The following is a 13,020-nucleotide window of genomic DNA, read 5'->3' as shown; positions in this document are numbered from 1 at the left end:
ATCTATATTCACGGAAAGGACAAGTTATGAAGAGAAAGGTTCGGCTGCCAGAGAACATTTTTATATGGAAACTCCGGATATAACAGCCCCTAAGCTGGCATTCCTTGGTTCAAGCGCCAGTTCATTTAACACTTCAAAGCTTTGCAGGATTGTTTCCTTTTGATGCCATTGCTCTATCGTTTCCCTTGTGGCGGCGATATCATAATAATAGACTGAAGCGGTCTTGCCTGTATGTTTTATTTCGACATTTGGCTCAGATAGAGGTTGTTCCGTCAATACAACCCATTCCGTTTCAGCAGTATTGGAAGAGGTATGGGAAAAACAAGGTTTTTTCCCTACTGAAGTTTGTTTGAGAACATGAATTAAATCTTCTACCATGGCGCTTGCAGTTGGATACTTTCCGGCACCGGGGCCTTGAATGGTCACTCTGCCAATTAAGCTTCCTTGGAAGGAAACAGCATTCTCCACTCCTTCTACACCGTAAAATGGATGCGTCGACGGTACAAAGACAGGCTTGACAAAACCTTTCAAATGGCTTCCTTCTTTTTTTATATCCGCTACATGCTTTACGCGACATTGCAGTTGATCGGCAATTTCAATAACTTCGCTTGTGATATGAGTAATTCCTTGTTTTTCAATCGTTTCCCATTCCGGCTGAATTCCCCAACCAACGTTGCTTAATATCAACAGCTTATAAAAAGCATCGGTCCCTTCGATGTCATTGGCCGGATCCGCCTCGGCATAACCTCTTGCTTGAGCGTCTTTTAACGCTTCATGAAAACTGATTTTCTTTTCTCTCATTTCCGATAAAATAAAATTGGAAGTTCCATTTAATATTCCTTGTATTTCTTCCACTTCATTGACCCTTAACAGCGCAAGCGTTTGAAGAATCGGGGTTCCACCGGCAGTCGTCGCTTCAAAACCTATTTGAACGCCGTTTTCTTTTGCTTTCTTTAACAGTTCCTGACCGTGGCGGGCAAACATGACTTTATTGGCAGTGATGACGTGGATACCTTTTTCTATTGCCATTGATAAATAAGTATGGCCCGGCTCTTCTCCCACTATAGCTTCAAATATCACTTGCAAGCCCGGAATCGCCAAAATGTCTTCAAATTGGGTCGTAACGATCACAGACTCATCTACATCCCGTTCTTTTTCCGGATGTTGAATCAAGATTCCCGCAACTTCCACTTCTTTCCCAAGCAGCTGTTTCAGCCGACTTTGATGGGATTGAATCGATTGATAAACTCCTTGTCCCACTGTACCAAAACCCAAAATGGCTGCTTTAATTTTCTCTGTCATGTTTGCTCCTCCTTCACATCAATCTAGAATGCTTTTTATTGCGACCCCTTGTTGATACTCCTCGATACAAACAAAACGGCTCTAAATCGAGTAGGAGGGAGCGATTAACTCCCGTCCTCTCACACCACCGTACGTACGGTTCCGTATACGGCGGTTCAATTAAGATAATTGACGCAAGTCTTTATAACTTCCGTGAATAGCTGTTCTCTTTATGCCAGTGGTCACTCCACCCTCCAAGAGGTCTCCCACGGGATTCACCGCTTCCTCCCTCAAGTGAGGTACTACGTTTTCTGTGTTCATCATGACTCACTGAATACCAAGGGCTATTCTCTCTTAATTGTTCGGTCCTTCTTAGTTGTTCTAGACCAACTAATACTATGACCTCTGCTGACTTCTGACGGTTCAGCTACTTATCACTAAGTAGGTTATGAAGAGTACTTCACCTATCCGCCAGACCTCCCCGGGTAAGTACATGCACTTTCACACCATCTATCCGCCTCATTTACTCGATATGACCTTCGACAGAAAGAGCTTTGTTTTGTTATGCAAACTCACTCCATCATACCTAGCCTTATATGAGGTTCGTGTTCCTCGGTCCGGTGTTTTGCCTCCAGCTTCCTTCAGATTCCGCGTCACCACGGACACCCTTGCTCTTGGCTAACCTCTACTTCTGTCTTCGGAGTTCGGGACTTACACCCTATAGTTCATGTACATGCCGGGCGCACATGAAAAACGTCCTCTTCTTAAGAAGAGGACGTTGATGGACTCCTCCTCTTATCTTTCAGATCTGTATACAAGATCTGTAGGACTTAGCACCTTTTCAAGCAGTACTGCTTGAAGGTTGCCGGGCTTCATTGGGCCTAATCCCTCCGCCGCTCTTGATAAGAGTGAAATATTCGTTATTTACAGTTTGTTGTGAATAAATGAAAAAAAGAAACTTTTGAACAAATTATAGTGAATCTATGGACTAAAGTCAATGCCCTTTTCAATGATCCACATGGTTGTGCTTGTCCATGTTCGATACGGAACGACTACGGACAACGATGCGCTAACTTAGAATGGTTGAATATTGCACTGCATTAAGTTTTGATTTATTGTATTTCTTTTACGAACAAAAATTCGTCACGTATCGGTATATGGTTCTCGGGATTCATAAAGGGGATTTCAGGCTTTCTCTTTCTCGCGATATTCACGGCATTCGGGATGACCTTTACACATTGATATCCTCTTTTTTAATAAAATCGGATAGCCCTCAAATTATCATTAGTCGTAATCAGTTTCATTTTCTTACAATTTTGTTCTTTAGCAAAAAATTCAACACGATTCAGCAAAGAAATTCCAATGCCTTTATTTTCTTCCATACTGTCCAACGATATAATTTCGCATTCATCTTTTGAAATGTAAAAAGTAATGAATCCATTGATTTCTCCTTTTAAGTTTAGAGAGACAAATCCATCCAATTCCATGCAATCGTATGTACCGCTTGATGTCACCATTTCTGTGCTCCCCCATTGCTCTTTAAAAAAATTTAAAATGAACTCCTTCCTTACATCTTTTATTGGTTTTATCATTCATCATTCTCCTCTCCTTTGCAGTGGTTCAATGGCTATGCATTGATCGTCAAGCATTGTGCCACTCATTTCTTCCATTGAGGAAAAAGCGAGCCTATATGCAAGTTTCTTGGTGTAAAAGTCCAGTTTGGGTTATTTGTTTGAAAAGTGTTTAATGGAAAAAGGAAGACCTAATTTACTAAATAAAAGGGAGTGTGACGGGTTATCTTTACTATTTGAATGGAGAAGAACCGCCTTCACTTTTGAAGATTATCAGTATTTCGAATTCCATTCGTTCGGCGATCATGTTCGCCATGATGATGAGGATTTATCAGGCCGATAGAAAGAAAAGCAGGCCTTAAATATGTTTAAAAATGAGATCATGATAAGACCGACATACAAACAACAGGCTGATTCAGAGAGAATGCCTCTAAAAATCAGCCCGTATAATGAAATTCAATGTTCAACCTTTTTCCAGACTTCGCGTTAAAACGCTACTGCCGGGATAGTAAGAAAGCAAGGCAATGTTTGAACACATTTAATTTTGATAACCGATTTTGTCGAAACTTTTTCCAAATGTCAAACATACTTCTTCGCAATAAGCACCTTACTAGTAACCGAAACCAACGAAAGCCGTACCAACAATAATCAACAAAATAAACAACACAACAATCAACGCAAAGCCACCTGCATAAGCTCCGCCCATCATAACACCTCCATTTGTGAGTACAGAATAACATATTCCAATTGCCCCTCAGATGCCCGGGCTCGTGTAGCTGTCCATCGATTTTTTTCAAAATGAAAAAGAGAGCCTGACATGTGTCAAGCTCTTCTATACCTTAAAAATTAATATATTTCCGTGGATTAACAGCATATCTTTTATCCGGAGTCCATGGCCCTTCATGAATTTCAAAATGAAGATGCTGGCCGGTTGATTGTCCCGTGCTTCCCATATAACCGATCACTTGTCCTTTCGAAACGTGTCCCGATTGGACTAGACGCGCGGACATATGGGCATAAACCGTCGTAAATACTTTTCCATTAATGGAATGTGAAATAAAAATACAGTTTCCATAAGAAGTAGAATAATAGGAGCGAATCACTTCTCCTGATGCGGCAGCCACTATTGGAACGTTGGAGCCGCTGTTCGCGATATCGATTCCTTCATGGAATTCAGAACCTCTAGCGCCAAACTCAGAAGAAATCACCCCGGCTGCCGGCCGAGTAAAGGCCCCAGACGAAACTTCAGGCATCGGACCTTGGCTGGCGGACTGAACGGAATGTTCATTGCCAGTTGGCTGTGGTGCTTGTGCGGCCTCTTTTTTTCGGTTTTTCTCGCTTTGAATCGCTTGTTGAATAGCCGACTGTTGAGATGCCAGCAATTCTTGTTCTTCTTGAAGGCTTAATTTATCGTTTTCAACGTCTTTCTGCTCTTTTGCCAACTGCTTCATCAACGAGTCTTTTTCCGTTCGTTTGGCATTTAAACGTGCCGTTAAATCTTTTAAATCCTGCACCATTCCTGTTAAACGGTCCAACTCTTTTTCTACTTCTTTGCGATTATTCTCTAGCTTTTCTTCATCTTTTTTTTGCTCATCCAAAATCGTTTTATCGGCGTTTACAAGAGCAGTCACCGCTGTGGCGCGGTCGATAAAATCACTAAAACTTTCAGCACCAAGCAGCACGTCTATGTAGCTAGCGCTTCCCCCGCTTTGCTGAAGTGCACGTGCCCGTTCCTTAAGCACTTCGTTCCGTTCCTGAATACGCTTTTGAATTACTTTAATTTCTTTTTTCAGATTTCCGATTTTTTCGTTTGTCTCTTTCATTTGTTTTTGTTTCTCAGCAATTTTTAATTCGGCATCTTGAGCAGCCATATCGATCACTTTTATTTCTTTCGCCAACTTGCTTTGCTGGTCTTTTAGCTCGTTTAGTTTTTGGTCTTTTTCTTGAAGATGATGCTTGAGGTCCGCCTTTTTTTGTTCGATTTGTGTATTTTTCGATTCCAAATCTGAAATTTTGGAAGCAAAAGCGGCTTTTGTGAAGCCAAAATTGCTTCCAAGCCCTAAAGAAGCAGCCAAAGCGGCTGAAAGAACGACTCTCTTTTTCACCATAAATCCCCTTTCCCTATCATTTTTTTAACGTTACAAGTATGTAGATCTAAAAAACTTTAAATTTTCAAGAAGCGGCGAACAGACAAGAAGCTTCCCCACATTCCGATAAAAACGCCGACCAATAAAATAATGGCGCTTACTTGGAACACAAAAGGCGTATAGGAAAGAATTTGGATAAAATGATCATGCACATGCGTTTGAAAATATTGATAGATTACTTTATAGACGACCGCCACAAATGCGATTGGAATGACAGAACCTAAAATTCCGATCCAAAGCCCTTCCAGTAAAAAAGGCCAGCGAATAAACGAATTGGTGGCTCCAACGAGTCTCATAATTTCAATTTCTTTTCGTCTTGAAAAGATGTTCATTTTAATCGTGTTCGAAATTAAAAACATGGCGGTGAACAATAATCCGATCAGAAGCACAAGGCTGACATTCCTTGCCGTTTCAAGCACCCGAAACAATTTTTTGATTTTCTTTTCTCCGTAGACAACTTTTTCCGTATGATCGAAATGACTGATTTTCTCAGCCACTTTTGACGTATCTTTCGGATTTTTCGTTTTGACGATGAACACATCGTAAAGAGGATTATCTTGTTTAAAAAGTTTAAATTCGTCTCCCATGTCTTTAATCAAATTTTGCAATTCTTGTTCTTTTGAGGAAAACTGGACGGATTTCACTTGGGGCATCGATTCAATTTGTTCTTTGAGCTCTTGTTCGTCTTGCTTATTGGCGTTAAGAGCAATATGCACCCTGATTTCGACGTCTTTTTCCATATCCGTGGCTGCTTTGTTCATATTAAATAAAATGATCAGAAACACTCCGACCATCAATAAAGTGACGGTCACTGCCGAAACGGATGCGAACGTCATCCAGCCGTTGCGGCCGAGGCTCTTAAAACTTTCTCGAAAGTGGCGACGCACTGTTCTAGCTTTCATATCCGTACTCACCTCGCTGCTCGTCACGTACAATCCGCCCGTTATCAATAGCAATCACCCGATGGCGGTTTGTATTGACAATTTCTTTGTTGTGAGTCGCCATGACAATCGTCGTGCCTGTTCGGTTGATTTTTTCAAAAAGATTGATAATGTCCCAAGATGTCTCAGGGTCTAAATTCCCGGTTGGTTCATCCGCGATCACCACTTTCGGACGATTCACAATCGAGCGCGCAATCGAAACACGCTGCTGTTCCCCGCCTGAAAGCTCATCGGGAAACATTCTCGCTTTATGCTTTAAGCCGACCAATTGCAGTACTTCCATGACTCTTTTTCTAATTTTTTCCGGTTCTTCTTCAATCACTTCCAACGCAAAGGCGACATTTTCATAAACTGTTAGCGTCGGCAACAGTTTAAAATCTTGGAATACAACTCCAATATTTCTCCTCAAAAACGGAACTTTGCTGTTTTTCAAGGTAGAAACGATGGTCCCATTGACAATTACGGTGCCTTTTGTCGGTTTTTCTTCCCTATAAATCAGCTTGATAAAAGTGGACTTGCCTGCACCGCTCGGGCCAACGATGTAAACGAATTCTCCTTTACCAATCCTTACATTAAAACCATTGGCCGCCACTACGCCGTTCGGATATTGCTTAAAAACATCCTTCATTTCTATCATTTTAAAACCACCTAAGTCTTTTATTTCTTGTCGAATTTATGACTCTAACCCATTTTTTTGGGAAAAATCGCAAAATCTGGCGAATTTTCAACTCAAAATTCATTATAGCATTGAATATCTTTCACTCATTGAAAATTTATATTACATTTTGATTTCAGAATGTAAAAATAGTAGAGAAGTCCGTATCCGGCTGACACCTATATGCGAAAGAAAACAACCGTTTTTCCACACAAAAGCTGAGCGCTTCCATCGCACTCAGCTTTTTTTCATTTCCAGCCTCTTTCTACCACTTGAATGGGATGCCTCCTATATTTTCCGAAACCATCCTTGTTAAGTTAAGCGTTATAATTATTTTTTATTGGCCAGCCATTCAGCGATTTTTTCGGCGTCCTTTCCTTGTACAACTTTTGGAGGCATTTGTCCACGGCCATTTTTCAGAATATTTAAGATTTCCTCTTTGCTGTATTTAGAACCAACTTTTTGCAAAGAAGGACCGACACCGCCTTTTAAATTTTCCCCATGGCAACTAATGCACTTATTGTTGTAGATCTGTTGCGGGTCATCTCCTTTACTAGCCGATTCTTTTGCATTATCGCCATTCCCTCCACCACAAGCGGCAAGTAGAATCGATGTTCCAAGTATAAGCCCCATCAACTTTTTCATTTTTATCCTCCCTTGTGATCAGAATAGAACTCCTAAAAAATTATACCAATTTTATTTCACTTTGGAACTGCTTCACATCTCTTCCATTTCCCAATGACATCACGAACATGCTGCCAGGATATTCCTTTCCGTAAATGGTTTCCATTTCGTGAATTTCCGTTTGAATCTGATCCAAACCGATTATCTATTATTTATTATGAGCGTAATAAATGAAAAAAATCTTCCTATATAGGGAAACGAATTTCAAAAAGAAAAGGTCTGTTTCTAAAGTCAATAAAATGCCCAGGAGCACCCCTTTCTTCATGTAAAACCTTATTTCGGGTAATTAGGGCTTGCTGAACGAATCAAATTTGGTCAGATACAAGCCAAATTCCGATTATCAAAATATAAAATAGTGTTGTGTAAAAATTTCAAAAAAAGAACCCTGAGCTTGCGCTCCAGATTCAGTATGAGGAATTGAAGGGCTACTACTGTTTCGCTGGTCTCCTGAAGGCGTGCTCGAATAAGGCCCAGCCCATACTTGCGCTTGCCTTCGCCAAATTTGCCTTCAACGGCATTACGTTCAGAGGCATCCTGCCTTGCGACGCGTTCCAAGGTTTTGTCTTCCGTTCTGGATGGGCGTCCTAACCTTGGCCCACTCAGACGAATGCCAAGAGATTTGCAGTATGCCAGATTATTACGGTTTCGGTAAATTTTATCTGCCAAGATCGCTTCCGGATAAAATCCGAACCGGTTGTAGTAGTTTTCAACAGATTCCTTGAGAGTGGTCCCTTCATTGTAATTTTCCCAGTCGAGGTGCTCAATCAAGGCATAACCATCTACGACACTGATGGCGACTTTTGAACCGAACTCCACGTTCGCTTTTGCCTTGCCGCGCACAATTGGACGGACATGTGGCTGGGAAATGCTTACAATCCGGTGGTCAACCCGGTGTGTTTTCTTTTTGTACATTTCTGCCTGTTGGCGGTAAAGTTCATGAATCACGAGAAGTTGCCTGTATTCATCTTTGCTTAAAAGAGACAGAGAGCTTTAGGAAACAAGATTTTTAATGATCTCCAGATCCCGTTTCACATATCCGAGCTGTTTGCCTACAACTTTCCGGATTTTCCGGGCGCCAGCTTTACGTTGCTTAGCGACAGAAAGATAGTCCTTGCGGGCTCTTTTTCTGTAGGTCCGTGGCTTACGTAATTTCCCTTTGTGTGGTTCATGCAGGACATCAATGATATGTTCCAATTTCTCACGGGCTTCGTTCAACAACCCGAGGTCTGTAGGATAAGCAATATCAGCCGGTGCACAGGTTGCGTCCAAAATGAGCTTTCCTCTGTTCTTCGTTTTGGGAGAAGCCGATTCAGTTGAATGCTTTTCTGAATCGGAACCGGGAGGCTGAAGATCGCCACGATCATGATCATAATCATTACGATCTTCATCAACATGATCGTCATCGTCGTGATCCTGATCATCATTGTTGTCGTTTTCCTTAGATGCTTCTTCCAATTGGCGTTTTTGTTCTTCCAGAACGATCCATTCATTCAGTTCGTTGATGATATTTGCCCCCAAACGTTTTCTAAAACGAGTCATCAGAGAATGGTCGAATGGGGCTTTTTCCTGGAATTCAGGCAAGCCGATAAAATACTGAAGATACGGGTTTTCTGTGATCTGTTCGACTGTTTCCCGGTCAGACAGCCCAAGCCGTTCTTTGATATAAAGAGCCCCAAGAGCGATTCTGACAGAATAAGCCTTTTCGCCTTTGAATTTCTTCTTGAAGGACTTGGCATACTTTTCTTCGGCCATCCACCAAGGAATCATTTCAGCAAGACGGACCCAGCGATTTTCTTTATTTAATTTCCCACCGAATGGTAGAAAAAAATCATCTACAAAAGTTAATTGATGTTCGGTCTTTTTGTACATCGTAACAGCCTCCAAGTGCAAGGTTTTTTACGTGTTTCCTTTGAAATCCTTACACTTTATATTCGACAAAAGTAGCCAAAATCCTTGTCAAATCTGGAATTTTTGCTTATTCAGCAAGCCCTAATTATGGATGATCGCGAAATTCAATCGCTTTCCGCGGGCTCTCCGTTCCTTTACCATTTCAAATCAATTCGTATTTAAGAAAAAACATTAAAAAGGCTCCCGAAAACTATGTTATCGGGAGCCTTGATTTCCTGCAGTGAAAATCTTATTTTCCAACGAAATTTGGTTTTCTCTTCTCTACAAATGCCGCTACTCCTTCTTTAAAGTCTTCCGTTGTCCGAAGCAAACCATATGCTTTTCCGTTACAGAAAACTTATAAAAAGTTATAATTTCCTACAACTTTTATGTTTCATTACTTCTTCATCGTGTCTGCTTTCACGTCTATCTATTAAACAGATCGCTACTTGCATTTGGTGTAACACTCCAAAGTCGTAAATTCCCGACTAACGAATCGGTACATGTCTGCATTAACTTGCATTGTTAAGATGCAGATTCTAAAACATTTTCACCATATTTTTTAAGATTTATAGACGCTTGATAATCTCGATCAACAATATTTCCACATTCGCATTCAAAAGTTCTATCGGATAACTTCAAGTCTTTTTTAACTTTTCCGCAACAAGAACACAACTTAGAACTTGGAAACCATCTATCCGCCAAAATGAAGCGAATATTATTCCAATTTGACTTGTATTCAATTTGTCTTCTAAATTCATGGAAACACTGTTGTTGAACAGATTCAGCTAAATGTTTATTTTTCATCATACCTTTTACATTCAAATCTTCTAAAACAATAAACATTGGTTTTCTGTTTACGATTTCAGAAGTGATTTGATGTATGTAGTTATGACGAATATTCGTTAGTCTTCGTGAAACTTTTAAAAGTTGCTTTTCACTTTTTATAATGTTGTTGGTTTTCCTGTAACGGTTTCCCTCCCTTCCTTTTTCATATTTTCTTGAAATTTTACGTTGCAACCTGCGCTTTTTCTTTTCTAATTGCCTAATTCTTTTTGTTTTATTAATATTTCCATAAACTTTACCATCAGAACAAACAGCTAAATCTTTTATTCCTAAGTCAATACCTATCCCTTCTGTTTTTGAAGGAGAATAATCACTATCTGTTTCTATTCCAACAGATACCCACCAATTCAAACCATCAAATGTAAATCGAGGATTCATATACTTAACATTTTCACCAAATGGAATACGTCCTTTTTCTGCTAATCGAATCCAATTTATCTTTTGTTTATTCGACTTTTTACTTGAAGCAAATCCCTCTACTTTAACATGTGTTTTTGTGAATTTGATTTTCACATTATCCTGATAAAAACTAGGTATAGATTTCTTTTTCCTTTTAAATTTTGGATATTTTGATAGTCCTTTAAAAAATCGTTTGTAAGCATCACAAGCATCTTTAATAGCTTGTTTCGTTACATTATTACTTACATTATTCAGCCAATTAAATTCATCAAGATTTTTCATTTGAGTAAACTGTTTTCTCAAAGTTGAATCATTGATGAATTTACCACCATTTTGATAATTTTCTTGTTGCTTTGCAATTGTCCAATTATAAGCAAATCTAGCTGTATTCGCATATAGAAATAATTTAGTTTTTTGCTTATTATTTGGTTTCAACATCCCTTTTATTGACTTTATCATTTAGCAACTCCTCATTTTCCTCAATTAATTCATCTACTAACTTTCTAGTTTTATTAGCACGTTTTCCTTGTAATCTACAACTAAATACTGTAACAATCTGTATTAAATCTTCTACAAGTTCTTGTTCATCTGTTTTTTCAGTGCTATCTAAAACTTCAATCTCACACCCATTAAGGTTTGCCATATACTCAACCAATTCAAAACCAAATCTAAGAAGCCTATCTTTATGGAATACTACTATTTTATCTACTTCTTTGTTATTTATCATTTTGATTAGTTGACGCAAACCTTTTTTCTTGTAATTAATCCCACTACCAATGTCTTGAATGATTTCATATTCAACATTTAACGATTCTAAATATTTTTTCATATTTTCAACTTGTCTTTGCAAATCATCTTTTTGTTTATTAGAAGAAACTCTGCAATAACCAACCACTTTTTGACTAGTTTCTTTAATACCAAGTACCTCTTTAAGTTGATCGTGAGAATAATATCTATAGCCGTTTGAGCCAGTATGATGTGGTTTTAATTTTCCACTTTTGTCCCAATTTCTTAAAGTTTGTGGCGTTCGATTGATTAATTTGGAAAATTCATGAATGCTATAATATCTCATGCTATATTCCTCCTTAAATTAAATATAGCATGAAAAAATTAAAGTAAATAAAAATTTTATAACTTTTTATAAGTTATTTAAAACTGTTTAAGCCTTCCTTTATAATAATGGAAAAAATTTTCGTCGAACGACATAATCGTTCCGTGTTTAGCTCGTGAGCGGGGCTGTTCATCAATGAAGATTTCCAAATTCTAGCGGAGGGGACGACTTCCATCAAAATGAGAGCGCTTGTTTAGCAGATTTTGTATGGATATTTCCATTTTACTAAGAAACCATTCTCTTTTAAAGTCAAAAAAAGCTGACTCTAAACCAACGCGATTCGTTCGTTTAGAGTCAGCCCCAACTGTGTTCTGTTTCCTTTCATCTACTCCGTCAGCTCAGACATCCGCTGAAGTCTGAGTATAAAGGATCCCAGATGAAAAACATTATTTCAGCCGTGAACGGAGATAGGCATCGATAAACATATCAATTTCTCCGTCCATTACCGCTTGTACATTTCCGGTTTCTGTATTGGTACGATGGTCTTTCACCATGGAGTACGGATGAAATACGTAGGAACGTATTTGGCTTCCCCAGCCAATTTCCTTTTGTTCGCCGCGGATTTCTGCCAATTCTTTTTCCTGCTCTTCCAATTTTTTTTGGTATAATTTCGCTTTCAACATGTTCATCGCCCGTTCGCGGTTTTGAATTTGCGAACGTTCTGATTGGCACGTCACAACAATACCAGTCGGCAAGTGGGTAATTCTGACCGCGGAATCGGTTGTGTTAACGTGTTGTCCGCCTGCACCGCTTGAGCGATAAGTGTCGATTTTCAAATCTTCATTGCGAATTTCAATTTCAACTTCCTCATTAAATTCAGGCATCACATCGCAAGAAACAAAAGAAGTGTGGCGCCGTCCGGATGAATCAAATGGAGAAATGCGTACAAGGCGGTGGACTCCTTTTTCAGCCTTTAAGTAGCCGTAAGCATTATGCCCCTTAATTAACAAGGTGACACTTTTAATGCCCGCTTCATCTCCAGGCAGATAATCGAGCGTCTCGACTTTATATCCCTTCTTTTCCGCCCATCTTGTATACATGCGAAGAAGCATGGAACCCCAGTCTTGCGACTCTGTTCCTCCAGCACCGGGATGCAGTTCCAGTATCGCATTATTTTTATCGTACGGTTCGCTTAACAACAGCTCCAATTCATAACGATTCAGCCGTTTTGTGAAGTCTTCCAGCTCTGATTCCAATTCTGCTTTCAATTCCGTATCGTTTTCTTCTTTGACAAGATCATAGGTTAAATCCAGATTTTCTTGCGTTTCTAAAAGATCTTTATACTCGTTCACAAGATCTTTTAATCCATTGGCTTCATTGATGATGGCCTGGGCTTTTTGCTGGTCGTTCCAAAAATCAGGCTGCATCATAATGTCATCCAATTCCGCAATGCGCGCTTCTTTATTTTCTAAGTCAAAGAGACCCCCTAAAATCCGCTAATCTCTTAGCTGTTTTATCCAATTCATTTCGAATTTCAAAAAGTTCCATTCCTTCTCAC

General features: G+C 39.4%; 9 protein-coding genes, 2 pseudogenes and 1 riboswitch. All 11 genes and pseudogenes read right to left on the bottom strand.

Features of this window, described 5'->3' with window-relative positions; translation table 11 throughout:
• Nucleotides 1–60: 60 nt before the first annotated feature.
• The 11 genes and pseudogenes from N1I86_RS16520 to prfB all read right to left on the bottom strand — a co-directional run bounded on the left by N1I86_RS16520 (nucleotide 61) and on the right by prfB (nucleotide 13,010).
• Nucleotides 61–1,302, bottom strand: a complete 1,242-nt coding sequence (locus N1I86_RS16520; RefSeq protein WP_341097527.1) for a homoserine dehydrogenase — start codon at nucleotides 1,300–1,302, stop codon at nucleotides 61–63.
• 771 nt (nucleotides 1,303–2,073) lie between these two features.
• Nucleotides 2,074–2,190, bottom strand: a riboswitch (SAM riboswitch).
• 203 nt (nucleotides 2,191–2,393) lie between these two features.
• Nucleotides 2,394–2,873, bottom strand: a pseudogene (locus N1I86_RS16515) (GNAT family N-acetyltransferase).
• A 589-nt stretch (nucleotides 2,874–3,462) separates the two neighbouring features.
• Nucleotides 3,463–3,561 (bottom strand): YjcZ family sporulation protein, encoded by a 99-nt coding sequence (locus N1I86_RS16510; protein ID WP_147542737.1) that lies wholly within the window; start codon nucleotides 3,559–3,561, stop codon nucleotides 3,463–3,465.
• A gap of 130 nt (nucleotides 3,562–3,691) precedes the next feature.
• Nucleotides 3,692–4,960, bottom strand: coding sequence for a murein hydrolase activator EnvC family protein (locus N1I86_RS16505; RefSeq protein WP_341097526.1), 1,269 nt, complete (start codon nucleotides 4,958–4,960; stop codon nucleotides 3,692–3,694).
• Between the two features lie 56 nt (nucleotides 4,961–5,016).
• Nucleotides 5,017–5,901: a permease-like cell division protein FtsX gene (gene ftsX, locus N1I86_RS16500; protein ID WP_040340803.1), complete on the bottom strand. Its 885-nt coding sequence runs from the start codon at nucleotides 5,899–5,901 to the stop codon at nucleotides 5,017–5,019.
• Nucleotides 5,891–6,577: a cell division ATP-binding protein FtsE gene (gene ftsE, locus N1I86_RS16495; RefSeq protein ID WP_341097523.1), complete on the bottom strand. Its 687-nt coding sequence runs from the start codon at nucleotides 6,575–6,577 to the stop codon at nucleotides 5,891–5,893. Before ftsE ends, ftsX begins: the two co-directional genes overlap by 11 nt.
• Nucleotides 6,578–6,925: 348 nt before the next feature.
• Nucleotides 6,926–7,240, bottom strand: coding sequence for a cytochrome c551 (gene cccB, locus N1I86_RS16490; RefSeq protein WP_003352364.1), 315 nt, complete (start codon nucleotides 7,238–7,240; stop codon nucleotides 6,926–6,928).
• Between the two features lie 354 nt (nucleotides 7,241–7,594).
• Nucleotides 7,595–9,148: pseudogene (locus tag N1I86_RS16485) on the bottom strand (IS5 family transposase).
• Nucleotides 9,149–9,691: 543 nt separating this feature from the next.
• Nucleotides 9,692–10,870: an RNA-guided endonuclease InsQ/TnpB family protein gene (locus N1I86_RS16480; protein WP_341095405.1), complete on the bottom strand. Its 1,179-nt coding sequence runs from the start codon at nucleotides 10,868–10,870 to the stop codon at nucleotides 9,692–9,694.
• Nucleotides 10,833–11,483 (bottom strand): IS607 family transposase, encoded by a 651-nt coding sequence (locus N1I86_RS16475; RefSeq protein WP_003353566.1) that lies wholly within the window; start codon nucleotides 11,481–11,483, stop codon nucleotides 10,833–10,835. The genes N1I86_RS16480 and N1I86_RS16475 overlap by 38 nt, the downstream gene beginning before the upstream one ends.
• Nucleotides 11,484–11,908: 425 nt before the next feature.
• Nucleotides 11,909–13,010 (bottom strand): peptide chain release factor 2 gene (gene prfB / locus N1I86_RS16470; RefSeq protein WP_147542793.1). Its coding sequence is split into 2 segments (ribosomal slippage): nucleotides 11,909–12,937 and nucleotides 12,939–13,010, totalling 1,101 coding nucleotides; the frame shifts between segments, so codons are not numbered across the junction.
• Nucleotides 13,011–13,020: the final 10 nt, after the last annotated feature.

This window comes from Bacillus sp. FSL W8-0116 (genome assembly GCF_038003825.1).
Classification (GTDB): Bacteria; Bacillota; Bacilli; order Bacillales; family DSM-4216; genus Bacillus_O; species Bacillus_O smithii.
This window is presented reverse-complemented; position numbering and strand designations above follow the sequence as displayed.